General features: G+C 74.3%; 22 protein-coding genes. 14 read left to right on the top strand and 8 right to left on the bottom strand.

Annotated features, from left to right (window positions below; translation table 11 throughout):
- Nucleotides 1–4: 4 nt before the first annotated feature.
- Complete coding sequence (locus QRT05_RS10400) at nt 5–487, bottom strand: metallopeptidase family protein (RefSeq protein WP_289447163.1); 483 nt, start codon at nt 485–487, stop codon at nt 5–7.
- 88 nt (nt 488–575) lie between these two features.
- Between QRT05_RS10400 and QRT05_RS10395 the strand changes: the two genes are divergently transcribed.
- From QRT05_RS10395 to QRT05_RS10375, 5 genes are read left to right on the top strand one after another with little or no spacing between them, the layout of a single operon-like run.
- Nucleotides 576–953, top strand: coding sequence for a DUF3499 domain-containing protein (locus QRT05_RS10395; RefSeq protein ID WP_289447162.1), 378 nt, complete (start codon nt 576–578; stop codon nt 951–953).
- Entirely contained in the window at nt 953–1,213 is a 261-nt protein-coding gene (locus tag QRT05_RS10390; RefSeq protein WP_289447161.1) for a hypothetical protein, read from the top strand. Before QRT05_RS10395 ends, QRT05_RS10390 begins: the two co-directional genes overlap by 1 nt.
- Nucleotides 1,214–1,264: 51 nt before the next feature.
- A complete protein-coding gene (locus QRT05_RS10385) occupies nt 1,265–2,749 on the top strand; it encodes a phosphomannomutase/phosphoglucomutase (RefSeq protein WP_289447160.1) in 1,485 nt (494 codons plus the stop codon).
- Nucleotides 2,746–2,976: a Trm112 family protein gene (locus tag QRT05_RS10380; RefSeq protein ID WP_289447159.1), complete on the top strand. Its 231-nt coding sequence runs from the start codon at nt 2,746–2,748 to the stop codon at nt 2,974–2,976. Before QRT05_RS10385 ends, QRT05_RS10380 begins: the two co-directional genes overlap by 4 nt.
- Before the next feature lies 1 nt (nt 2,977).
- Nucleotides 2,978–3,889, top strand: coding sequence for a cation diffusion facilitator family transporter (locus tag QRT05_RS10375; protein WP_289447158.1), 912 nt, complete (start codon nt 2,978–2,980; stop codon nt 3,887–3,889).
- A gap of 2 nt (nt 3,890–3,891) precedes the next feature.
- On the opposite strand, the gene QRT05_RS10370 is transcribed toward QRT05_RS10375, so the two are convergent.
- A complete protein-coding gene (locus tag QRT05_RS10370) occupies nt 3,892–4,710 on the bottom strand; it encodes an RDD family protein (protein ID WP_289447157.1) in 819 nt (272 codons plus the stop codon).
- A 79-nt stretch (nt 4,711–4,789) separates the two neighbouring features.
- Between QRT05_RS10370 and QRT05_RS10365 the strand changes: the two genes are divergently transcribed.
- Entirely contained in the window at nt 4,790–5,779 is a 990-nt protein-coding gene (locus tag QRT05_RS10365; protein WP_289447156.1) for a stage II sporulation protein M, read from the top strand.
- 10 nt (nt 5,780–5,789) lie between these two features.
- Here the strand turns inward: QRT05_RS10365 and QRT05_RS10360 are convergent, their stop codons facing one another.
- Entirely contained in the window at nt 5,790–6,962 is a 1,173-nt protein-coding gene (locus tag QRT05_RS10360; protein ID WP_289447155.1) for a winged helix DNA-binding domain-containing protein, read from the bottom strand.
- 383 nt (nt 6,963–7,345) lie between these two features.
- On the opposite strand from QRT05_RS10360, the gene QRT05_RS10355 reads away from it, so the two are divergent.
- Nucleotides 7,346–8,530 carry an MFS transporter gene (locus QRT05_RS10355; protein ID WP_289447154.1) on the top strand — a complete coding sequence of 395 codons (1,185 nt, stop codon included), beginning with the start codon at nt 7,346–7,348 and terminating at the stop codon, nt 8,528–8,530.
- A gap of 17 nt (nt 8,531–8,547) precedes the next feature.
- Here QRT05_RS10355 and QRT05_RS10350 read toward each other — a convergent pair whose 3' ends face one another.
- Genes QRT05_RS10350 through QRT05_RS10330 form a run of 5 tightly spaced genes read right to left on the bottom strand, consistent with a single transcriptional unit; the run spans nt 8,548 to nt 13,933 of the window.
- On the bottom strand, nt 8,548–9,840 hold the full coding sequence (locus QRT05_RS10350) for a DUF58 domain-containing protein (protein WP_289447153.1): 1,293 nt from the start codon (nt 9,838–9,840) through the stop codon (nt 8,548–8,550).
- Nucleotides 9,841–9,847: 7 nt separating this feature from the next.
- Nucleotides 9,848–10,849, bottom strand: coding sequence for an AAA family ATPase (locus QRT05_RS10345; protein WP_289447152.1), 1,002 nt, complete (start codon nt 10,847–10,849; stop codon nt 9,848–9,850).
- Nucleotides 10,846–12,063, bottom strand: a complete 1,218-nt coding sequence (locus QRT05_RS10340; protein WP_289447151.1) for a DUF4350 domain-containing protein — start codon at nt 12,061–12,063, stop codon at nt 10,846–10,848. Before QRT05_RS10340 ends, QRT05_RS10345 begins: the two co-directional genes overlap by 4 nt.
- Nucleotides 12,060–12,734: a DUF4129 domain-containing protein gene (locus QRT05_RS10335; RefSeq protein WP_289447150.1), complete on the bottom strand. Its 675-nt coding sequence runs from the start codon at nt 12,732–12,734 to the stop codon at nt 12,060–12,062. The genes QRT05_RS10340 and QRT05_RS10335 overlap by 4 nt, the downstream gene beginning before the upstream one ends.
- Nucleotides 12,731–13,933, bottom strand: a complete 1,203-nt coding sequence (locus QRT05_RS10330) for a glycerophosphoryl diester phosphodiesterase membrane domain-containing protein (RefSeq protein ID WP_289447149.1) — start codon at nt 13,931–13,933, stop codon at nt 12,731–12,733. The genes QRT05_RS10335 and QRT05_RS10330 overlap by 4 nt, the downstream gene beginning before the upstream one ends.
- A 171-nt stretch (nt 13,934–14,104) precedes the next feature.
- Here QRT05_RS10330 and mtrA point away from each other — a divergent pair, with 171 nt between their 5' ends.
- The 7 genes from mtrA to secA all read left to right on the top strand — a co-directional run bounded on the left by mtrA (nt 14,105) and on the right by secA (nt 24,121).
- Nucleotides 14,105–14,788 carry an MtrAB system response regulator MtrA gene (gene mtrA, locus QRT05_RS10325; RefSeq protein ID WP_289447147.1) on the top strand — a complete coding sequence of 228 codons (684 nt, stop codon included), beginning with the start codon at nt 14,105–14,107 and terminating at the stop codon, nt 14,786–14,788.
- The gene (mtrB, locus tag QRT05_RS10320; protein ID WP_289447404.1) at nt 14,788–16,473 is read left to right on the top strand and encodes an MtrAB system histidine kinase MtrB; all 1,686 of its coding nucleotides are present in this window, start codon (nt 14,788–14,790) and stop codon (nt 16,471–16,473) included. The genes mtrA and mtrB overlap by 1 nt, the downstream gene beginning before the upstream one ends.
- Entirely contained in the window at nt 16,470–18,125 is a 1,656-nt protein-coding gene (locus QRT05_RS10315; RefSeq protein WP_289447145.1) for an LpqB family beta-propeller domain-containing protein, read from the top strand. Before mtrB ends, QRT05_RS10315 begins: the two co-directional genes overlap by 4 nt.
- A 98-nt stretch (nt 18,126–18,223) precedes the next feature.
- A complete protein-coding gene (locus tag QRT05_RS10310) occupies nt 18,224–18,937 on the top strand; it encodes a ComF family protein (protein WP_289447144.1) in 714 nt (237 codons plus the stop codon).
- A gap of 222 nt (nt 18,938–19,159) precedes the next feature.
- Complete coding sequence (gene hpf / locus QRT05_RS10305; RefSeq protein WP_289447143.1) at nt 19,160–19,798, top strand: ribosome hibernation-promoting factor, HPF/YfiA family; 639 nt, start codon at nt 19,160–19,162, stop codon at nt 19,796–19,798.
- A 106-nt stretch (nt 19,799–19,904) separates the two neighbouring features.
- Nucleotides 19,905–21,194, top strand: a complete 1,290-nt coding sequence (locus QRT05_RS10300) for a winged helix-turn-helix domain-containing protein (RefSeq protein ID WP_289447141.1) — start codon at nt 19,905–19,907, stop codon at nt 21,192–21,194.
- Nucleotides 21,195–21,352: 158 nt separating this feature from the next.
- Nucleotides 21,353–24,121: a preprotein translocase subunit SecA gene (gene secA / locus QRT05_RS10295; protein ID WP_289447138.1), complete on the top strand. Its 2,769-nt coding sequence runs from the start codon at nt 21,353–21,355 to the stop codon at nt 24,119–24,121.
- Nucleotides 24,122–24,150 lie beyond the last annotated feature (29 nt).

The raw sequence follows: 24,150 nt of genomic DNA, 5'->3' as shown, positions 1-24,150 counted from the left end.
GGCGTCAGTCGCGCAGCTCGGGGTCGATCTCCTCGGGCGCACGGCCGATCATGTGCGCCACCTGCTCGACGAGCACCTCGCGGACCAGGTCGGCGAGGTCCAGCGGGTCGGCCGCCCGCGACTCGATGGGCCGGCGGTAGATCACGATGCGCGCGGGCAGGCCCGCGTCCGCGGGGAAGTAGCGGCCCATCGGCACGCCACCGCGCTCCCACGGCGCCGGGTTGGACGGCGGGACGTCCTCCACCGCGAACTCCGCGCCCTCGAGCTGGCGGGACCAGCGCCGCTCGATGCGCTCGACGGCGTCCAGGACGAGGTCGTCGAACCGCTCGGCGCGCGTGCGGTAGGCGGGCATCGAGGTGGGCATGAGCAGGCCACGCGGTCCGCGGCCGCGGCGGTCGCGCCGCCGGACCGGCTCGACGCCCGGGCTCGCGGCGGCGCCCGGGCGGGACGACACCTGTCCGGGGCGCGAGGGGGAGTCGGAGGTCACGCCTGCATCGTAGTTCGGGCGTGATCGTCGTTCGCGCGTCACGGCGTGGGGGGAGCGGGGTGTCGGCGCGCGGGGGTACCTTCTGCGGGTGAGATCCGTCCGGCAGTGCTCCCGCTCGGCGTGCGACCGCGCCGCCGTCGCCACGTTGACCTACGTGTACTCGGACTCCACGGCCGTGCTCGGCCCGTTGGCCCAGAACGCCGAGCCGCACTCGTACGACCTGTGTGCGGAGCACGCGTCCCGGCTCACGGCACCGCGCGGCTGGGAGGTCGTCCGGCTCACCCCCGACTTCGAGCCCGCACCGCCCAGCCACGACGACCTGCTAGCGCTCGCCGACGCCGTGCGCGAGGCCGGTCGGCCGCGGATCCCCGGCCCGGCCGTCGCCGCGGCCGCGCTCGCCGAGCCGGCCGAGCTCGCCGAGGCGCCGCGCCGCGGGCACCTGCGCGTCCTGCGTGGCGAAGGCTGATGGCACGCAAGCGGGGGGCCGGCCGCCCGGGGCAGCCGGTCGAGCCGCTCGGCTCGCTCAGCCAGCCCGCGGGCCCGCTCGTCGCCGGGACGGAGGCCTGCCTCAAGTGCGGAGCCACGGACCTGACCCGCATCCGCATGACGCTGACCGACGGTCGCCCGGCTGTCTTCGTCTCGTGCCCCTCGTGCGAGCAGACCAACTGGTTCGCGCTCGAGGGGGGCGGCAGCCCGCTCGACCGGTCCGAGGTGCTCGGCAGCTGAGCCGCGCCAACTAGAGTGACGCCGTTCCTGCCGACTCATCGAGGGGTCATCTTGACCGAGCCTGTGGATCTGCCTACGGACCTGCCTACTGACCAGCCCGCGGACCTGTCCGCGTTCATCAAGGCCTACGACGTGCGCGGCGTCGTGCCGAGCGAGCTCAACGAGCCGGTCGTGCGCGCGATCGGGGCGGCGTTCGCCGACGTCGTCGTCCTGCCCGAGACGTCCGCGGGTGCGCGCCCGCAGGTGGTGATCGGCCACGACATGCGGCCGTCCGGACCCTCGCTCGTCGCGGCCTTCGCCGACGGCCTGAACGCGCGCGGCGTGGACGTGGTCAGCATCGGCCTCGCGTCGACCGACGGCCTGTACTTCGCCTCCGGCTCGCTCGGGATCCCGGGCGCCATGTTCACCGCGAGCCACAACCCCGCGCAGTACAACGGGATCAAGCTGTGCCGCGCCGGCGCGCGACCGGTCGGGCAGGACTCGGGGCTCGCCGCGGTGCGCGACCTGGCCGGCGCGTACCTCACGCGCGGTGTCCCCACGGTCGAGGCGGTGGGCACGGTCTCGACGCGGGACATGCTGGCCGACTACGCGGGCTTCCTGCGCGGGCTCGTCGACCTGAGCGGCATCCGCCCGCTCAAGGTGGTGGTCGACGCGGGCAACGGCATGGGCGGCTTCACGGCGCCCGCCGTGCTGGGGACCGAGGCCGGCCTGCCCGCGCTCCCGCTCGACGTGGTGCCGCTGTACTTCGAGCTGGACGGCACGTTCCCCAACCACGAGGCCAACCCGCTCGAACCGGAGAACCTGCGCGACCTGCAGGCGGCCGTGGTGGAGCACGACGCGGACCTAGGCCTCGCGTTCGACGGCGACGCCGACCGCTGCTTCGTGATCGACGAGCACGGCGACCCCGTCTCACCGTCGGCCATCACCGCGCTCGTCGGGCTCCGCGAGGTGGCGCGCGAGCGCGCCGCGGGGCGCACACCCACCGTGATCCACAACCTCATCACCTCGCAGGTGGTCCCCGACCTGCTCACGGCAGCCGGCGCCCGCACGGTGCGCACGCGCGTCGGGCACTCGTTCATCAAGGCGGAGATGGCGCAGAACGACGCGATCTTCGGCGGCGAGCACAGCGCGCACTACTACTTCCGCGACTTCTACTTCGCCGACACCGGCATGCTCGCCGCCCTGCACGTCCTGGCCGCGCTGGGGGGCCAGCCGCACCCGCTGTCGGCACTCGCCGAGCAGTACCAGCCGTACGTCGCGTCGGGCGAGATCAACTCGGTGGTCGCGTCGGTGCCCGAGGCGCGCGCCCGCGTCGTCGACGCGTACGTCACGCGGCAGGGTGCCGGTCCGGTCACGGTCGACGAGCTCGACGGCCTGACGGTCTCGCACTGGGACGGTCACCCGCAGTGGTGGTTCAACCTCCGCGCGTCGAACACCGAGCCGCTGCTGCGGCTCAACGTGGAGGCGGCCGACGAGGACATCATGGAGAAGGTGCGCGACGACGTGCTCGCGCTCGTCCGACAGGAGCAGGCATGAGCGAGACCGGCGCGAGCCACCCCCAGCCCGGCGCCCGGCTCGAGCCGTGGGCACGGGACCTGCTGCGCTGCCCGGTGACCGGCGCGACGCTGGTCGACGGCGTGGACGCGGACGGCAACCCCGTGCTGATCTCGACGCACCCCACCGACCCGCGGACCTACCCCGTGCGCGACGGCATCCCGATCCTGCTGGCCGACGCGTCGGCGGCTCGACCGGCGGCGGGCTGACGTGGCGCACAAGGGCGGCAACAAGGCCATCGTCGCGGCGCTCGGCGCGAACCTCGGCATCGCCCTCACCAAGTTCATCGCCTACGTCCTCACCAGCTCGAGCTCGATGCTCGCCGAGGCCGTGCACTCCCTGGCGGACTCCGGCAACCAGCTGCTGCTGCTGATCGGCGGCAAGCGTGCCCAGCGCGAGGCGGACGACTCCCACCCGTTCGGGTACGGGCGCGAGCGCTACGTGTACGCGTTCATCGTCTCGATCGTGCTGTTCTCGCTCGGCGGCCTCTTCGCGCTGTACGAGGCGTGGCACAAGTGGCAGGAGCCGCACCCCATCGAGTCGTGGAAGTGGGTGCCGGTCGCGGTGCTGCTCGCGGCGATCGCGCTCGAGGGCTTCTCGTTCCGCACCGCGATCCACGAGTCGAACCAGGTACGCGGCAACCTGTCGTGGGTCTCGTTCATCCGCACCGCCAAGGCGCCCGAGCTGCCCGTCGTGCTCCTGGAGGACTTCGGCGCGCTCATCGGCCTCGTGCTCGCGCTCGGGGGCGTCAGCCTCACGCTCCTCACGGACGACGGTCGCTGGGACGCCGCCGGGACGGCGGGCATCGGCGTCCTGCTGGTGCTCATCGCGGTGGTGCTCGCGCTGGAGACCAAGTCGCTCCTGCTCGGGGAGTCCGCCACCAAGTCGGACGTCGCGGCCATCAAGGGCGCGCTCGTCGGCCCCGGCGTCACGTCGGTCATCCACCTGCGCACCATGCACCTGGGCCCCGAGGAGGTGCTGGTCGCGGCGAAGATCGAGGTGCCGGGCGCCACCACCGCTGCGGAGGTCGCGGAGGCGATCGACGCCGCCGAGGTGCGCGTGCGCGCGGCCGTGCCGATCGCCCGCGTCATCTATCTCGAGCCGGACCTGCGCCGCGCCTGAGGTCAGTCGACCGGGTCCGGCACGCCGTGCGGGAGGCGGTGCAACGACCTCGCGTCGTCCGCTGACCGAGCGGCCGCGCGTGACATGGCGTCGACCTCGCGGCGGCGGCGCTCCGCGAGGACGGCAGCCAGGAAGTCCTCCGGGTGCGTGCCGACCGGAGGCAGAGGCTGCACGTAGCGACCCACCTCGGCCGTGAGCCCCGAGCCGATCTCGACGCGCGAGGCGGGGTGCAGCTGCCCGGCGCGGTGGAGGAACTGGCGCACCGTGAGCGCGAGCCCGTCGGGCAGTCGCGCGACCTCGGCACGCTGGGCCCAGGCCGTGAGGTGCGGCGGCGCGACGATCGGCGCCCGGGCCTTGGTGGCCCCGCGCACCCGCACCGCGTACGTGCCGGCCAAGATGTCGCCCACGCGCTTGCCCTGCGGGTGCACCATCGAGCAGATGGTGGCCACGATGCCGAAGGTGAGCCAGAGCTCGACGACGCCGGTGAGCGCACGCACGAAGGCCTGGCGGAACACGATAGGTCCGCCGTCGTCGCGCACGATCCGGATGCCGACGACGACCTTGCCGAGCGACCGGCCGCGCGTGAGGGTGTCGACCGTGACGGGGAGCACCAGCATGATCACGACGAGGAAGACGATGGTGCCGACGTCCGCGGCGGCGCTGGAGCCGGAGGACGAGACGATCCCGACGGTCGTCAGCGCCGCGACGATCACGACGACGGCGAGCACGGCCACGTCGATGAGGGCGCCGAGCAGCCGAGACGCGACGGACGCCGCCTGCGAGTCGAGCAGGACGCCCTCGCCCGTGACGATGCCGTCCATCCCACCTCCGCAGGGTTCGCGCCGCTGACCTGGGCAGAGTAGCCGCTGCCGGCGACGTGCGGATGGCATCCTGTGCGGCATGGACCTTGACGCCTACCAGCTGGTGCACGGCCCGGCGTGGGCGCGCATGGACGCGCTGGCACGTCGGCGGCGGCGCACGGGGGCCGAGGCCGACGAGCTCGTCCGGCTGTACCAGGCGACCGCGACCGACCTGTCGGTGATCCGCTCGTCGGCGCCCGACCCCGAGCTCGTGACGCGCCTGTCGCAGGCGCTCGCCCGGGCGCGCAGCGCGATCGCTGGCACGCACGAGCCGTCGATGCGCGACGTGACGCGGTTCGTCGCGGTGACGCTCCCCGTCGCGATGTACCGGATCCGGTGGTGGACGCTCGGCGTCACGCTCGCCAGCGTGCTGCTGGCCGTCGTGGCCGGCGTGTGGGTGGTGTCCGACCCGGACGCGCTCGCGGCCATGGGATCGCCCGCGGAGCGGCAGGACTACGTGGAACGCGCGTTCGCCCAGTACTACGACCCGGGCGCCGGGTTCGCCGCCACGGTCTGGAGCCACAACGCCTTCCTGACGGCGGTCTGCATCGCCACCGGGATCTCCGGCATCGGGCCGGTCTACTTCCTGTTCAACAACGCGATCATGGTGGGCGCGGCGGGCGGGGTGATGGCCGAGGCGGGCAAGCTGGACATCTTCTTGCAGCTCATCGCCCCGCACGGGCTGCTCGAGCTCACCGCGGTGTTCACGGCCGGTGCGGCCGGGCTCCGCATCTTCTGGACCTGGGTCGACCCCGGCGCGCGCACCCGCTCGCAGGCACTCGCACAGGAGGCGCGCGCACTCTTCACGGTGGCGATCGGCCTCGTCGGGGTGCTCGCCGTCTCCGGCGCGATCGAGGGCTTCGTCACGGGCTCCGGCATGGCGTGGTGGCTCAAGATCGTCATCGGGCTCGTCGCGCTCGCCGCGTTCTGGGCGTACGTGCTGGTGCTCGGCCACCGCGGCCAGCGCGCCGGCGAGACGGGCGACCTGGAGGACGACCGGGCGGGCTACACGCTCGCGACGGTCGGCTGACCCCGGCGCGTCAGGGCTCCTCGACCTGCACCTCGTGCTCGGCGGCGTCGTCGGCCATGAAGCGCACGACGTCCTCGGCCTCGCTGCGCACGTCGCGCGTCGCCGAGCGGCTCAGCGGCTCGAACGGTCGCACGACGAGCGTCGCGAGCTCGCCCGCGCCGCGGGCGCCGAGGCGCGCGCGCGTGATCCGCCAGGTGCCACCCACGCGACCGTCCAGCAGGAAGGTCCCGGGGATGACGCCGTTCGCCGACTGCAGCGACCGTCGCCGCTCGTCGCTGATCAGGCGCGTCCGGTCGGCGTGGCCGAGCAGGACGTTGTCGTAGTCCGGCAGGAAGCGCACCGGGGCCGGCGTCGCGCCGTCGGGACGCGGACCGTCCGGCACGTCGAGCAGCTCGCGGGGGCGCGACCTGCCCGGCGAGGGGTCGGCCACGAGCCGCACCACCCGGTCGCCGAGCCGGCTTGCTACCGCTCGCAGGCCGCTGAGGCCCGACCACGACTGCGCGTCGGCGACGCTCGCGGGGCCGAACGCCGCCAGGTAGCGCAGCAGCAGGTCCTCCATGGCCGCGTCGAGCGCGTCGGGGTCGCTCAGGTCGGGGGAGTCGGCGCCCAGCCACGACCAGGCCGTGGTCCACGTCGTCGCGCCGGACCGTCCCCACACGCCCCGCGGAGGCACCTGCACCATGGGCAGCGTCGCGCGTGCCGCGTGCGCCAGGGCACCCGGCGGAACGCCGGGCCAGTCGGCCGCCAGCAGCGCCCCGAGCGCCGTGGTCACGCGCGGCTGCTCCTCGACCAGCGCCCGTGCGGTGGCCGTGACCCGCGCGACGTCCACGGTGCGCAACGGAGGGCCGTGCTGCGCGTTGGCGAGCAGGTCGCGCTGGTAGATGGGGGCGGTGAGCACCGGCAGCAGCAGCGTGTCCGAGGCGGTCACGAGGTGGATGGTGCCGCGCATGACCGCGATGCGGGTCAGTGACCGCCCGACGAGGGCGTCGGCCAGCTCGTCGTGCCGGAAGCCCGCGATGCGCGCGTGCAGCCCCAGGTAGGGCGACCACGCGTTCTGCGCCTGCAGGCCCACCAGGTGGTCGACGACGTCGACCGCGGACGCCGACGTGCGCGTGAGCAGGTGCTGCCGGGCCAGCAGCGCGCGCGAGAGCTCGGCAGCGCTGAGCACGGGGGCCGACGTCACGCGCCGAACCTATCCGCTCGGACCCACAGCGCTCCGGCCGCCCTGCTCCGCACGCCCCGCTCTGCATGCCCTGCTCTTCCTGACGCCGCTCCGCCCGACCCCTCCGCCGGCCCACTCCGCCCGACCCGCTACGCCGGACCCCTCCGCCGGCCCACTCCGCCCGACCCGCTACGCCCGATCCAGGGGTCCGCGGTCAGTACGCCGATTCGTCATCGATACGCCGATTCGAATCGGCGAACCGATGACGAATCGGCGAGCTGGCGCGAACACGGGGGTGGTGCGGGGGCCTGACACGCCCGCGGGAGGCATGACGCTCGGGCGCCGACACTCCGGTGCGGCGCGGAGGAGCGGGCGGGCGCCGCGGCACGTGCGAGCATGCGCACGTGGCTCGAGCGCGCGCGACGTACACGGCCGCCTCCCTGCGCGGCGCGGCGGGCGGCATCACGGCGCTCGCGCTGGCCACGTTCGCCGCGATCACCACCGAGCTCGTGCCGGTCGGGCTGCTTCCGCAGATCAGCGACGACCTGGAGGTCACCCGCTCGGTCGCCGGCCTGCTCGTCACGGTGTACGCGCTCATGGTGGCGGCGCTCGCGGTCCCCTTGGTGCTGGTGACCCGCCGGCTCCCGCGCAAGGGGCTGCTGCTCGGCACGTTGGCGGCGTACACGCTCAGCAACGCGCTGGTCGCGGGGGCGTCGACGTTCGCGGTCGTCGCCGCCGCACGGGCCGTCGGTGGGATCGCGCACGCCGTCTTCTTCTCGGTGGCCATCGGCTACGCGGCGCGCCTGGTGCAGCCCCTGTTCGTCGGGCGGGCGCTGGCGCTGGTCACGGCCGGGGCGTCCGCAGGTTTCGTGCTCGGCGTGCCGCTGACGACCGCGCTGGGGGCGGCCGTCGGGTGGCGCGCGTCGTTCCTCGTCCTGGCCGTGGCCTGCGCGTCGGCCATGGTGCTGGCGGCCGCGTACCTGCCTGCGATCGCGACGTCGCCGCCGCCCGCCGCGGACGAGGCTCGGCGCACCAACCGGGCACGCCTCGCGGTCGTCTCCACCACCAACGCCCTGACCTACCTCGGCCAGTACACGGTCTACACCTACATCTCGGTGCTCCTGCTCGCCGCGGGGCTCTCACGCGGTGCTGTGGGGCCCGCGCTGCTGGCGCTCGGCGCGCTCGGCCTGCTCGGGACTGCGTACGCCGCGTCGTCGCTCGACCGGCACCCGCGCCGCGCCACGGTGAGCCTCCTGGCGGCCGTGGCCGCCGGCCTCCTCGCCCTCGGCCTCGTGTTCCCCTCGATGGCGGGCGTGCTGGTCGCGGCCGCCGTCTGGTCGGCGGGCTTCGGCGGGGCGGCCTCGGTGTTCCAGACCGCCGCGATCCGCACCGACGGCGCGTCGCCGGACGTGGTGGGCGCACTGGTCAACTCGACCGCGAACATCGGCATCGGTGGCGGCGCCGCGCTGGGCGCGTGGGTCCTGGCCGGTCCCGGGCTCGACGTGCTGCCGTACCTGGGTGCCGCGCTCGTCGGCCTTGCGCTGGCCCTGGTGCTCGCCTCCCGGCGCGCCTTCCCCGCCCACCCGTAGCACCGCCGCCGAGCGGGCTACAGCCGCCCGGCGGCCTTGAGCGCGAGGTAGGTGTCGGCCAGCCGCGGGGCGAGCTCGGCGGGCAGGGCCTCGACGACCTCCACCCCACGTTGGCGCAGGCGGACGGCCACGGCGGCGCGCTCCAGGCCCACCCGCTCGGCCGCGGCGGCGTCGAACACCTCGGCCGCGGTCGAGCGCTGCCGCGACAGGGCCGCGAGCTCGGGGTCCGCCACCGACGCGAGCACCACCTGGTGACGGTCGGTGAGCTGGCCGACCACGGGCAGCAGCCCTTGCTCCACCGCCGCGGGATCGAGCGCCGTGAGCAGCACCACGAGCGCACGCTGGCTCAGGCGCTGCCGCACCTGCGCCACGACGCCCGCCCAGTCGGTCTCGATGAGCTCGGGCTGGGCGGTCGAGAGCGCGTCGGCCAGCGCGGGCATGAGCCGGGGGCCGCCGGTCCCGGCGACGCGTGCCCGCACGCGTCGGTCGTACGCGAGCAGCTCGACGCGGTCTCCCGCGCGGGTGGCGAGCGCGGCCAGCAGCAGGGCCGCCTCGATGGAGGCGTCGATGCGGGGCGCGTCGAGCACCCGCACCGCCGACGTGCGGCCGGTGTCGAGGACCACGAGCAAGCGCCGGTCACGCTCGGGGCGCCAGGTGCGTACCACCACGTCGGCTCGCCGCGCCGAGGCGCGCCAGTCGATCGAGCGCACGTCGTCGCCGATCACGTACTCGCGCAGCGAGTCGAACTCGGTCCCGGCGCCGCGCACCTGCACCGCCGCGCGCCCGTCCAGCTCGCGCAGGCGGGCCAGCCGGCTCGGGAGGTGCCGACGGGAGGCGAACTCCGGCAGCACGCGCAGGCGCGCCGGAACCTCGAGCGAGGCTTGGCGTGCGGCGATGCCGAGCGGGCCGAGGCTGCGGATCGTCACCCGGTCGGCGTGCGCGTCGCCGCGCCGCGTCGGCACCAGCGTGGTGCGCAGCCGACGGCCGTCCCCGGGGGGCAGGTCGACGCGGTGCCGGGGCGCGACCGCGCCCGACGAGGGCGGCCAGGCGTCACGCAGCACGGCGCGCAGTCGCCGCGAGGACACGTTGGTGACCGTGACCTCGGACGTCGCCGGCTCGCCCAGCCGCACCGACGACGGGACCGTGCGCGCCACCGCCACCTGGCGGGGCGATGCGGCGAGCGCTGCGTCGAGCACGCAGACGGCGACCACCACCACGGCCCACAGCAGCACCGTGCCGGTCACGGGCACGACGAGCACCGCGGGGATGCCGAGCGCGGCGAGGACCACCGCGCGCCAGGTCAGGGCCACGACGTGCTCAGCGGGGAACGGGCACGGAGGCCAGCACGGTGTCGAGCACGGACTCGGTGGTGACGCCCTCGAGCTCGGCCTCGGCCCGGAGCTGCACGCGGTGCCGCAGCGTCGGGTGCGCGAGCGCCTTGACATCGTCGGGCGTGACGAACCCGCGCCCCGACAACCAGGCCCACGCGCGCGAGGTGGCCAGCAGCGCCGTCGCGCCTCGCGGCGAGACGCCGAGCGAGAGGGACGGCGAGGTGCGCGTCGCGCGGCACACGTCGACGGCGTACGCGAGCACCTCGCGCGAGACCTGCACCTGGGCCACCTCGGCGCGCGCCCGCGCCAGCACTCCGGCGTCGGCGACGGCCCGCACGCCCGCCGCCGCCAGGTCCCGGGGGTCGAAGCCGGCCGCGTGCCGCGCGAGCACCTCGACCTCGTCGTCGCGCTCGGGCAGCGGCAGCGTCAGCTTGAGCAGGAACCGGTCCAGCTGAGCCTCGGGGAGCGTGTAGGTGCCCTCGTACTCGACCGGGTTCTGCGTGGCGATCACCAGGAAGGGGTCCGGCAGGGCGCGCGGGGTGCCGTCCACCGAGACCTGCCGCTCCTCCATGGCCTCGAGCAGCGACGCCTGGGTCTTGGGGGGCGTCCGGTTGATCTCGTCGGCCAGCAGCAGGTTGGTGAACACGGGACCGGCGCGGAAGGAGAACTCGGCGCTGCGCGCGTCGTACACGAGCGAGCCGGTGACGTCTCCGGGCATGAGGTCGGGCGTGAACTGCACACGCTTGGTGTCCAGCTCCAGCGACGCGCTGAGCGTCCGCACCAGCAGCGTCTTCGCGACGCCGGGCACGCCCTCGAGCAGCACGTGGCCGCGGCACAGCAGCGCGATGATCAGGCCCGTCACGGCGGCGTCCTGGCCCACCACGGCCTTGGCGACCTCGGCGCGCACGGCGGCGAGCGCGGACCGCAGGTGCGGCGAGGGGTCGGGCGGTCGGGGTGCTGCCACGGGCTCGGCGATGGGATCGCTCACGATCGGTGGACCTCGCTCTCGATGTCGTCCAGGTCCCGCGCCAGCCTGGCCAGCGCGGAGTCGTCGGTGGGGGGCGGCCCGTAGAGCAGGGCCGCGACGTCGTGCGTGCTGCGCCCGGTGGCGAGCGCCACCGCGTCGATCAGCTGGGGCGCGGGTGCCGAGCCCGCGAGCCCGAGCCGTCGGGCGCACCGCGTCGCCGTCCCCGCCCGCAGCGCTGCGGCCGCGTGGCCGTACGAGCGCGACCGGCGGTACAGCCGGCCGCGTCCTCGTGTCGCCTCGGCGGACGGGACGACGACGGGCATGGGCTCGGTGACGAGCCGGCCGAGCCGCCGGCCGCGCCAGACGGCCGCGACGAGCACCACGAGCAGCAGCTGCAGCGCGAGCACGCCGACCACCGGCGGGACGAGGTCGCCCACGCCGGGACCCGTGGGCGCGCCCGCGGTGTCGAACGGCGCGGGCAGGTACCAGACGAGGTGCGGGTGGCGACCCAGCATGCGCAGCACGAGCGCCGCGTTGCCCGCCTCGTCGATCTGCGCGTTCGTCAGCGGGCCCGCGCTCGCCAGCACGGCGATGCGCTGGCCGGCGACGGTGGTCACGGCGTACGCGCCCTGCGTGGGGTCCTCGTCGGGTCCGCGGAAGCAGACGACCGCCGGAGGGACCGCCTGCAGGCGGCCGCTCGCCGTGACGGAGCCCGCGGCGACGGCGTCCGGGTCGTCGCATCGCGCCGCGACGCCCGCCACCGCGCTGCCGTCCGTCGACGCGCCGCCGGCCGGGTCCTGCGACGGCGCGTAGGAGATCGCGGCGAGCTGGGCGGCCGCGGAGCCCGCGTCGACCAGCGCGAGGTCGGCCTCGAGCTCGCCCAGCGCGGCGATCTGGTCCTCGTCCCAGAGGTTGGCGTCGCCCGCGAGCAGCAGCGTGGTGTCCGGGCCGTCGGCCGCCTGCACGTCGGCGAGGTGGCGCACGAACGTGATGTCGACGCCCTGGCCCTCGAGGATCTGGGCCGCGGCGCGGGCCCCCGTGGCGGCGGTGCTGTCGGGCGCGAGAGGCAGGTTCGACGTGCGCGGCGCGGGGAGGGCGGCCAGGAGCGCGACGAAGACGACGACGACGAGCCCGACGACCGGGCCGCGCCACCGCCGCCAGCGGGAGCGGGCGCGCGAACGAGCCGTGGTGCCGTCACCCACCACGGGCGCAGGGGCGAGCGCGTAGCCGGTCATGGCGCGACGCTCTCGGCAGGTCGGGCGGCAGGGTCGCCGGCAGGGCGGGCGTGCGCAACCCGCTCGTTTTGGACGCGCTCCTCGAGCGCCTGCAGCCGGGCGGCGTCGTCGGCCGAGGCGGTCCGCCCGCCGTACGCGACGGCGTCGAACGCCGCCGCCGCGCCGTGCAGCTCGGGCGCAAGCGCGGGGAGCCGAGCCCCCGCGTCGGCGCTCGCCTCGTGCGCCGTGCGGCCCGGCCGCTCGTCGATGACCAGGCGCTCCTCGAGCCCCCGCACCAGGGCCCGGAACCGCTCGACGACCGCGAGCGAGTAGTCGCCCGCCCGGCCCGCGGCGTCGGCCGCCGCGCGCATCTGGTCGGCCGTGCGGGCGTCGTCCTGTACGTGCACCGCGCCCGCCCGTGCGACCCGCCGCGTGCGTCGCACCGGCCCGGCCACCAGGAACGCGACGAGCACGAGCGCCACCAGGACTCCGACCGCGACCAGCGCGGCCGTCGACCCCGAGAACCCGTAGCCACCGAGCGACTCGAAGCGCTCGAGCACCCAGCGCATGAAGCGGGCCAGCAACGACTCGTGCTGGTGGTACTCCGGGTGGCTCAGCTCCTGGACGGCCCACCGGCGCGCGGTGGGGCCGTCGGGCGCCACGGGGACGTCGAGGTGCACGCCTGCGATCACCCGGCCTGCTGCGCCGCGCGGGCGAGCTCCACGTCGAGCCCCTCGCGCCGCATCCGCACGTCCACGTACAGCAGGGCGACGACCGACGAGAGGTAGGTGGTGGTCAGGGTGAGCGCGACGATGTTGGCGACCCCCAGCACCACGATCGAGGCGAACGACTGACCGTCCGGGTCGGAGAACACGAGGGCCGAGAGGATGGCGGCGGGCGTGACGATGATCTGCGACACGATGCCGATGAGGATCGTGACCAGCACGTAGATGCCCAGCAGGCGCCAGAAGCTGCCCCGGGTCAGCCGCCAGGCGCGGGCGATCGTCGGCCGGAATCCCTTGCCCTCGAGCATCAGCGCGGGCGCGACCAGCAGCGTGCGGACCGCGACGAGGATGCCCACGACCACGAGCGCGATCCCGCCGACGAGCGCGACCAGCACCGCGAGGCCGGCCGCGTCCATCGACGCGAGCAGCCACACGGCGCCCACGACGAGTGCGGAGACGACCCCCACGACGACGGCGAGCAGGATGGTGAAGCCCAGCACGAGCCAGATCCGCTTGTTGCGGAGCACCTCGCCGGGGCTGACCTTCTGGCCGAGCACGGAGCGGCTCACCGAGACGATGAGCCACCCGGTCAGGATCGTGGTGACGAGCGAGGTGATCGGGGCAGACGCCAGCTGGCTGAGGGGGGCCGCGAGCGAGCCGGTGCCCTCACCCGTGACGAAGATGTCGCCCTCGTCGACGAGGACGTCCGTCAGCGCGTCGGAGATCAGCCCGTAGGCGTACCAGGTCAGCACCGACTGGATGACGACGGCGATGGTCACGACGAGCGCGGAGAGCCCGAACATCACGCGCGGGTTGGCCCGGATCGCGCGGAAGGCGCCGTCGAGGATCTCGCCCAGGCTGAGCGGCCGCAGCGGGATGATGCCCGGCTGCAGCGCCGGCGGCCGCCACGAGGCCGGCGGCGGCGCGCCCCACCCGGGCTGGCCCTGCCACGCGGGCTGGTTGCCCCAGCCGGGCTGGTTGCCCCACGCGGGCTGGTTGCCCCACGCCGGGGGCGCGGCCGGCTTGGTGAGGTCGGGAGCCGAGGGCGGGACCGGCGCCTGGGGGAGAGGAGCCGGCGGGACCGGCGGCGTCGGCGGCGGAGGTGGCGTGGTCGAGCCGGGCGCGGTCCAGGTGGGCTGCGGGTCGTCGTCGTGCGGGCTCGTCATGCGGGGCGTGGCTCCCTCGGCTCTCGTCGGGCGGAGACGGTGCCGGGAGGGGCCACGCCGCCCCCAGGCGTCGGCCCATCGTGCCACGGAGGCGGCCCGCGGGGGACGCACTCGGGTGATCCCTGCGCACGCGCGCGGGTTCGCCGCCGGGTCGATGCGAGAATGTGCGCCATGAGAGGACGCGTGCTGGTGGTCGACGACGACACCGCGCTGGCAGAGATGATCGGGATCGTGCTGCGCTCGGAGGGCTTCGACCCGGTGTTCTGCGAGGACGGCGACGAGGCGCTCGGGGTGTTCCGGGCCTCGCAGCCGGACCTCGTGCTGCTCGACCTCATGCTGCCCGGCAAGGACGGCAACGAGGTGTGCCGGCAGATCCGCGCCGAGTCGGGCGTCCCCATCGTCATGCTGACCGCCAAGAGCGACACCGTCGACGTCGTGCTGGGCCTGGAGTCCGGCGCGGACGACTACATCTCGAAGCCGTTCAAGCCCAAGGAGCTCGTGGCGCGCGTGCGTGCCCGGCTGCGTCGCAGCGACGAGCCCGCACCCGAGCACCTGTCCATCGGTGACGTGAGCATCGACGTCCCGGGGCACCGCGTCGAGCGGGGCGGCCGCCTCATCTCGCTCACCCCGCTCGAGTTCGACCTGCTGGTGGCGCTCGCCCGCAAGCCGTGGCAGGTGTTCACCCGCGAGATCCTGCTCGAGAAGGTGTGGGGCTACCGGCACGCCGCCGACACGCGCCTCGTCAACGTCCACGTCCAGCGCCTGCGCTCCAAGATCGAGAACGACCCGGAGCAGCCGGAGATCGTCGTGACCGTCCGCGGCGTGGGCTACAAGGCGGGTGTGACCCCGACGTGATGCGCGTGGCCGGGACCTGGCGCCTGCTCCGTGCCCGGACCGGCCGGCGCGTGCGGTCCTGGGGGCATGCCTGGCGGTCGTCCCTGCAGGTCCGGGTGATCTCGACGACGACGGCCATCGGCCTGGTCACGCTGGGCCTGGTGGGCGCCTACGTCAGCGAGCGCATGCGCGACAGCCTCTTCGAGGGGCGCGTGGAGCAGGTGCTCGAGGAGAGCGCCCGCAGCACGCAGCAGGCGCAGGCGACGTTCGACTTCTCGGCCGCGACCACGGGCTCCGAGGTCTCGCGCCTGCTCCACGACGTGGTGATCGCCCAGAGCTCGGGCGGCTCGGGCGAGCGCGAGGTGTTCCTGCTCAGCGCGCCCGGGCAGAGCTCGCCGGTCTCGGTGGGTGCCGCGGCCTCGGACCGGTCGCTCGACGGGCTGGTCAGCACCGAGCTGCGGATCGCGACGGGAGTCGGCGGCCAGCACTGGCAGTCCGTCACGTGGCCGACGGCGCTCGGGGACGAGCCGGCCGTGATGATCGGCCAGAACGTCGACGTCCCCGTCGTCGGCCGGTTCCAGCTGTTCTTCCTCTACAGCCTCCAGGCCGAGCAGGAGCGGCTGGACTTCCTCCAGCGCACGCTCGCGCTCGCGGGCGTCGCGCTCGTGGCCCTGCTCGGGTCCATGACCTGGCTCGTCACGCGGCAGGCCGTGCGCCCGGTGCGGCGTGCGGCGGAGGTGGCCGAGCGGCTCGCGGACGGGCACCTGTCCGAGCGCATGCCGGTCAAGGGCGAGGACGAGATGGCGACGCTGGCGCGCGCGTTCAACGAGATGGCCGCGGGGCTGCAGGACCAGATCAGCCGCATGGAGAGCCTGTCGCTCATGCAGCGCCGGTTCGTGTCCGACGTGTCCCACGAGCTGCGCACCCCGCTGACCACCATCCGCATGGCCGGCGAGGTCATCCACGCCTCGCGCACGGACTTCGACCCGGCGGTCAAGCGGTCGGCCGAGCTGCTGCAGACCCAGCTGGACCGGTTCGAGGACCTGCTCGCCGACCTCCTGGAGATCAGCCGCTTCGATGCGGGCGCCGCCGTGCTGGACGCCGACGGGCGCGACGTGCGCGACGTGGTCGTCGCCGCAGCCGACCACGCGTTCCCCCTGGCCGAGCGGCGCGGCTCCTGGTTGCGGGTCACGCTGCCGGACAAGCGCGCTGTCGCCGACATCGACCCCCGCCGCGTCGAGCGCATCCTGCGGAACCTGCTCGTCAACGCGATCGAGCACGCCGAGGGCACGGCCGTCGAGGTCACGGTGGGCGCCGACGAGTACGCCGTGGCCGTCACGGTCCGCGACCACGGCGTCGGGATGTCGGCCACCGAGGCCGACCACGTGTTCGACCGTTTCTGGCGTGCGGACCCGGCGCGGGCACGCACCACGGGGGGCACCGGGCTGGGCCTGGCGATCTCGCTCGAGGACGCGCACCTGCACGGCGGCTGGCTCGAGGCCTGGGGGCGTCCGGGCCGCGGCGCCTGCTTCCGGCTCACGCTCCCGCGCCGTGCGGGCATCCGGCTGACCGACTCGCCGCTGCCGCTCGTGCCCGACGACGCCGAGCCGCCGCCCGCTCCCGTGGTCCGCCCGCGGACGGACCCCGCGTCCCTGCCCGAGCTGGATGACGAGCGCCACGCCGACTCCCGCCAGGAGGTCCGATGACCAGGCGCCTGCGCTGCTGGGCCGCAGCCGTCGCCGCGATGGCCGCGGTCGCGCTCACGGGGTGCACCGCGATGCCCACCGAAGGGCCCGTGGTGCGCAGCGACGTCGTCGTGAGCGACCCGGGCGACGCCGAGAACGTGCCGGAGGGCCCGCACGCCGGCGCGGGACCGTCGGACCTCGTCGAAAGCTTCCTGCTGGCCGGCGCGACCGGCTTCGGCGACGACTTCGTGACCGCGCGCGAGTACTTCTCCGGGGAGGCGCGCGAGGCGTGGAAGCCGCTCGCCGGCGTCGTCGTCGCGGGACCGTTCACCACCGCGCAGACCTCGAAGACGCAGGTCACGCTGGACGTCCCCGTGCTGGCCCGCATCGACGGCGAGGGCCGCTACACCGAGGCCCCGCCGGACGCGCGCGAGTCGGTCACGTACGACCTGGTGCGCAACGCCGACGGCGAGTGGCGCATCGCGAGCGCTCCCGACGGCCTGGTGATCTCGAGCGTCGTCTTCGAGACCCAGTTCCGCAGCGCCTCGGTGTACTTCCTGGCCGCCGACGAGAAGAACCTGGTGCCGGAGACGCGCTGGTTCCCCGTCGAGCACCTGCCCACCCACGTGATGAAGGCGCTCATCGCGGGGCCCTCGCCGTGGCTGCGTGACGCCGTGCGCACCGCGGTGCCGGACGGCACCCAGCTCAAGCCGGACGCCGTCGAGATCGACGCCGCCGGCACGGCCCTGGTGCGGCTGGCGCCCATGGCGTCCGTGCTCGCCGCCGACCGCGGCCCGATGCTCGCGCAGATCTACGCGAGCCTGCTGCCGCTCAGCGGCGTGGGGTCGGTCCAGGTCAAGACGGGCGAGGTGATCCTCGAGGACCCCGACGACCTCGAGTCCGGCACCCAGCCGGACGGCACGCTCGAGTTCCTCCAGGCCGGGCAGCTCGTGGGCCTCGACGGCCGGACCACGACTCCCGTCGCGGGCGTCGCCTCGCTCGACGGGCTCGGCCTGCGGCACCCGGCGCGCAACGAGGACGGCTCCCTGCGCGTGGCGGTCGCGAACGGGTCCGCCGTCGTGACGCTGCCGGAGGCCGACAAGCCGTCGGTCACGCTCGTGAGCGGGCAGCGGCTGGTCGCGCCGTCGGTCGACCGGTTCGGCTGGGTGTGGACGGCCTCGTCCGGCGGCGGCCTCGTCGTGGGGCACGTCGGCGGGGAGCAGGTCGCGGTCAAGGCGGACTTCCTGGACGGGCGCGAGGTGCGCTCCGTGCGCGTGGCGCGCGACGGGACGCGCGTCGCCGTGATCTCGGCGGGGACCGACGGCGTCACGCTCAACGTCGGCGCGGTGACGCGCGACGCCAAGGGTGCCCCGCAGCAGATCGGCGAGGTCATCCAGGCCGGTGCGACGCTCACGGACGCCACCGCGGTGGTGTGGGCCGACGAGTCGACGCTCGCGGTGCTGGGCCGCAGCGCCGGGACGCTCACGGTGCACCGCGTGCCCGTGTCCGGTCCCACCGTCCGCCTTCCGGAGGTCGCCGACGTCGACGGGCTCGCCGGTGGCCGGCTGCTGTACGTCTCGACCACCGAGGGGGCGCTGCGCCGCGAGGGCCCGGCGAGCTGGGCCGAGGTGCCGGGCGTGACCGACGTGCTGGATCCGAGCTACCCGGGCTGAGCACGCGGCGCTGCCGGGTGGCCCCGATCGGCGCCACCCCGTCCACAGATCACCGCCGCGCGCCCCCGCGCTGGTCTCCGGCGGGCGAGGCTCTCGCTGTGACCGCGGGCGGATGGTGGGGCGAGCTGGGGCGGCTGGTGCTGCCCGTGCAGTGCGCGGGCTGCGGGCGGGACGACGTCGCCTGGTGTGCCGCGTGCCGTGCGCCGCTGTCCGGGCCGGTGTGGCGGTGCGAGGAGCGGGCCGGCCGCCTCGACCTGCTCGGTGCGGAGCCGGCCCTGCCCGTGTGGACGCTGGCGGACTTCCTCGGCCCGCTGCGTGCGGCGGTGGTCGCGTGGAAGGACCACGGGCGGTTGGACCTGACCCGGCCCCTGGCGGAGGCGATGGTGTCCGCCGGCCACCAGGTGGGGGCGTGCCTGGGGTCGCGCTCGCTGCTCGTGGTGCCCGCGCCGTCCTCGCCGGGCGCCGAGCGGCGGCGCGGGGGAAGCCTCGTGGGCGAGCTCGCCGTGGCGGCCGCCGCCGGGTGCACCGCCGCGGGATCGCCAGCCACGGCGAGAGCCGTGCTGGTGCGGCGCGGCGGCGACCAGGTCGGCCTGGGTGCACGGGACCGCTGGCTCAACCTCGCGGGCCACGTGCGGGTGCGACGGCGCGACCGGGGACGACTGCGGGGGAGCCGCGTCCTCCTGCTCGACGACGTGCTCACCACCGGCGCGACCCTCGCGGCGTGCCGCGCGGCGCTGGAGGCGCACGGCGCGACCGTGCTGGGTGCGCTCACGCTCGCGTCGACGCCTCCGCCGGGCGGGGTCAGCGGGTGAATGGCCGCCGACTTCCCGTGCGACGGGGGCCGCGGCTGGTCGATGCACGCAGAACGGGGATAGCGTGGGAGGCCAGAGCCGACGGCACCACGGCGCCGCACCTCTCGAGGTGCAGTGCGCGGGTGCGGGAGGAGGTGATGCCGCCACGACGCCCCACCGGGGCGACGAACGTACGACACCCGTGGCGGGCTGGGGCCCGCCCTCACCTCCCTGGAGGCTCACATGGAGATTGTGGTTGCCGGCCGGCACACCGAGGTACTGCCCAAGTACCGCGCCCACCTCGAGCAGAAGCTCGCCAAGGTGGAGCAGCTGGCCCCCCGCGCGCAGCGGATCGACGTCCTCGTCTCGCACGAGGCCAACCCCCGACAGTCAGGCAGCTGTGAGCGCGTCGAGCTCACCGTGATCGACAAGGGGCCCGTGATCCGCGCGGAAGCGGTCGCAGACGACCGGTACGCGGCACTCGACCTGGCGCTGGGCAAGCTGCTCGAGCGCCTGCGTCGCTCCCGCGACCGGCGCAAGGACCACCGCAACCACACTCCGCTCACGCCCGTGGACGTCCGTCCGCCCGAGCCCGTGCCGGCGCCGTCGGCCGAGCCCGCGCCCAGCGACGGCACGATCGAGCACACGCTGGGGGACTCTCCCGTCCTCATCCGGGAGAAGCTGCACGAGGCGCTCCCCATGACGATCGACGACGCCCTCTACGAGATGGAGCTCGTCGGCCACGACTTCTTCCTGTTCGTGGACGCCGAGACCGCGCAGCCGGCGGTCGCCTACCGGCGCCGCGGGTGGAGCTATGGCGTGATCAAGCTCGACACCCCGGTGGCGGCGCCGTTCGGCGACGCGGCCGCGGCCGCCCGCTGACACACACCCCGACAGGGGCACCCTGACCCGACGCCCGGCTGGCGGCTCGACCCCGGCCGGGCGTCGCGCTGCCCGCCGTGTGGGTGGCAGCGGGCAGGATGTCGGCATGGCAGCCGCCCCGCCCACCGAGCGCTACTCGTTGTCGCAGGCACGCCGGATCGCGCTGCGCGCCCAGGGCCTGGCCACCCCCCGACCGGCCTTCGCCGGGCCCGTCACCATGCGCCACTTCCAGCAGGTGGTCGACCGGCTGGGGCTGCTGCAGATCGACTCGGTCAACGTGCTGGCCCGCGCGCACCTCATGCCCGCGTACTCCCGGTTGGGTCCGTACGATCCGGCCCTGCTGGACCGCGCGGCGGGCTCGCCCCCGCGCCGCCTCGTCGAGGCCTGGGCCCACGAGGCGTCCTTCGTGCCGCCCGAGACGTTCCGGCTGCTGGAGTGGCGCCGCCGCGCCTACCGCTCGGAGGCGTGGGGTGGCATCGCGGCGGTCCCCGGGAGCTCCGGAGCCGGCACGCTGCTCGACGACGTGCGCGCGCTCGTCGGCGAGCACGGGCCGGTGACCGCGGCGCGCGTGCACGAGCTGCTGGACGCCGAGCGGCCCCAGGGCGCGAAGCAGTGGGGCTGGAACTGGACCGAGGCCAAGCGCGCGCTGGAGTACCTGTTCTTCGTGGGCGAGGTGACCTCCGCCGGCCGAAACGCCCAGTTCGAGCGGCGCTACGACCTCACCGAGCGGGTCCTGCCTCCCGGTGTGCTGGCCCGCGCGCTCCCCGACGACGCGGACGCGGTGCGCGAGCTCGTCGCGATCGCCGCCCGCGCGCACGGCATCGGCACGCAGCGGTGCCTGGGCGACTACTTTCGGCTCAAGCAGGCCCGCCTGGCCCCGGCGGTCGCCGACCTGGTCGACGAGGGAGTCCTGGTGCCGGGCATCGTCGCGGGCTGGGAGCGGCCCGTGCTGCGGCACCGCGACGCGACCCTTCCCCGGCGGGCGACCGGTGCCGCGCTGCTCAGCCCGTTCGACCCCCTCGTGTTCGAGCGGCGACGGCTCGAGGAGCTGTTCGGGCTGCGCTACCGCATCGAGATCTACGTGCCCGCTCCGCTGCGCGTGTGGGGCTACTACGTGCTGCCGTTCCTGGTGGGCGAGTCGCTCGAGGCCCTCGTCGACCTCAAGGCCGACCGCAAGGACAAGGTGCTGCGTGTGCACGGCGCGCACCGCGCGCCCGCCCCGGCGCGGTCGGGAGCCTCCGACGCCGAGGTCGTCGAGCAGCTCGCGACCGAGCTCGCCCTCATGGCGCGCTGGCTCGGGCTCGAGGCGGTGGCCGTGGGCGACGCGGAGGGCACCGCCGTTGGCGACCTGGCCACGCACCTGCACACGGCGGTGCGTGCGGTGCCGGTCGGCTGACGTGGGCGTTCGCCGAGCGCCGAACCGTCGCGTGTGGTCGATACGCGCCGACGAGCGCTCGCCTCGCCTACGATGGTCGGGCCCGGCCGTGCGGTCGGTCATCCACGCTGCCCCGACGTCGTTGGCGAACGGGGTGAGATTGACGTCGGGAGTCTTGCGTGTCTGCGATCTTCGAGAAGGTTCTGCGCCTCGGCGAGGGCCGGATAGTCAAGAAGCTGGCCGGGATCGCTCAGCAGGTCAACCACCTCGAGGACAGCTTCACGTCGCTCTCCGACGCGGAGCTGCGCGAGGAGACGGACCGCTTCAAGGCGCGCCTGGCCGACGGCGAGACGCTCGACGACGTGCTGGCCGAGGCTTTCGCCGCCGTACGCGAGGCGTCGCGGCGCACGCTCGGCCAGCGTCACTTCGACGTGCAGCTCATGGGCGGTGCGGCGCTTCACCTCGGCAACATCGCCGAGATGAAGACCGGTGAGGGCAAGACCCTCGTCGCCACGGCTCCCGCGTACCTCAACGCGCTCACGGGCAAGGGTGTGCACGTCGTCACCGTCAACGACTACCTCGCCAGCTACCAGGCCGAGCTCATGGGGCGCGTCTACCGCTTCCTGGGCCTGACCAGCGGCGTCATCCTCTCCAACCAGACGCCGGCCGAGCGCCGCGAGCAGTACGCGGCCGACATCACGTACGGCACCAACAACGAGTTCGGCTTCGACTACCTGCGCGACAACATGGCGTGGAGCACGGACGAGCTGGTGCAGCGCGGCCACAACTTCGCGATCGTCGACGAGGTCGACTCGATCCTCATCGACGAGGCCCGCACGCCGCTGATCATCTCCGGACCCGCCTCGGGCGACGCGAACCGCTGGTACGCCGAGTTCGCCAAGGTGGTCCGCCGCCTGCAGGCGGAGCGCGACTACGAGGTCGACGAGAAGAAGCGCACCGTCGGCGTCCTCGAGCCCGGCATCGAGCGCGTCGAGGACTACCTGGGCATCGACAACCTCTACGAGTCCCTCAACACGCCGCTCATCGGCTTCCTCAACAACGCCATCAAGGCGCAGGAGCTGTTCAAGCGCGACAAGGACTACGTGGTGATGAACGGCGAGGTGCTCATCGTCGACGAGCACACGGGCCGCATCCTGCCCGGCCGTCGGTACAACGAGGGCATGCACCAGGCGATCGAGGCGAAGGAGGGCGTGGCGATCAAGGCCGAGAACCAGACGCTCGCCACGATCACGCTGCAGAACTACTTCCGCCTGTACTCCAAGCTCTCGGGCATGACCGGTACGGCCGAGACCGAGGCCGCCGAGTTCCAGGGCACGTACGAGCTGGGCGTTGTGCCCATCCCGACGAACCGCGAGATGCAGCGCATCGACCAGCGCGACTTCGTCTACAAGAGCGAGGACGGCAAGTTCGACGCCGTCGTCGCGGACATCGTCGAGCGCCACGCCAAGGGCCAACCGGTCCTGGTCGGCACGACGAGCGTCGAGAAGAGCGAGCTGCTGTCGTCGAAGCTGAAGAAGCAGGGCGTGCCGCACGAGGTGCTCAACGCCAAGCAGCACCAGCGCGAGGCCGCGGTGGTCGCGCAGGCCGGACGCAAGGGCGCCGTCACCGTCGCCACCAACATGGCCGGTCGCGGGACGGACATCATGCTCGGCGGCAACGCCGAGTTCATGGCCGTCGCCGATCTCGCCGCGCGTGGTCTCGATCCCTCGGAGAACCCGGAGGAGTACGAGGCCGCGTGGCCCGACGCGCTCGAGAAGGCCAAGGAGGCCGTGCAGGCGGAGCACGACGAGGTCGTCGAGCTCGGGGGCCTGTACGTCCTGGGCACCGAGCGGCACGAGTCTCGCCGCATCGACAACCAGCTGCGTGGTCGTTCCGGCCGTCAGGGCGACCCGGGCGAGTCCCGGTTCTACCTGTCGATGCAGGACGACCTCATGCGCCTGTTCAACTCGAACCTGGCCGAGACCATGATGACCCGGGCCGGCTTCCCCGAGGACATGCCGCTCGAGTCGAAGATCGTCACGCGCGGCATCCAGTCCGCGCAGTCGCAGGTCGAGGCCCGCAACTTCGAGATCCGCAAGAACGTCCTCAAGTACGACGACGTGATGTCCCGCCAGCGTGTCGTCATCTACGAGCAGCGTCGTCGTGTCCTGGAGGGCGAGGACCTGCACGAGCAGATCGGCCACTTCCGCTCCGACGTGCTGTCCGCCTACGTGAGTGCCGCGACGGCCGAGGGACGCCCCGAGGACTGGGACCTCGAGGCGCTCTGGACCGCGCTGCGGGCCGTCTACCCCGTGAGCATCACGTCCGAGGAGGTCGTGGAGCAGGCCGGGGGCGCGACGCGCGTCACCGCCGAGCTCCTCGAGCGCGAGGTGCTCTCGGACGCCGAGCACGCGTACGCGGAGCGCGAGGCGCAGATCGGCTCGGAGAACATGCGTCAGCTCGAGCGGCGCGTGACGCTCTCGGTGCTGGACCGCAAGTGGCGCGAGCACCTCTACGAGATGGACTACCTCAAGGAGGGCATCGGCCTGCGCGCCATGGCGCAGCGCGACCCGCTCGTGGAGTACCAGCGCGAGGGCTACCAGCTGTTCAACGCGATGACCGACGCGATCAAGGAAGAGACGATCGGGTTCCTGTACAACCTGGAGGTCCAGGTCGAGGAGGAGGAGCAGCCGGCGGCGATCACCGTCGAGTCGGCCGCTGCCGCCGCGCAGGGCGCCGCCGCCTCCAAGCTCGTCGCCAAGGGCATCGACGGACCGGCCAAGCGCGTCCCGCTGCAGTACACGGCGCCGTCCGCGGACGGCGACGGTGCGGTGGTGACCCGCGGCGACGGTCCCGGCGCCACGGCGAAGCCCGCCGCCGCGGCCGGAGCCGAGGGCGACAACCGCGAGGCGCGTCGCACGGCCGCCACGCAGGCCACGCGCCGCTGACGCTGCCCACGCAGTCGCACGGGAGGGTC

Origin of the sequence: Cellulomonas edaphi, assembly GCF_030362815.1 — a bacterium.
GTDB lineage: Bacteria > Actinomycetota > Actinomycetes > Actinomycetales > Cellulomonadaceae > Cellulomonas > Cellulomonas edaphi.
Note: the sequence above shows the minus strand (reverse complement) of the source record. Positions and strands in the feature narration are given on the sequence as shown.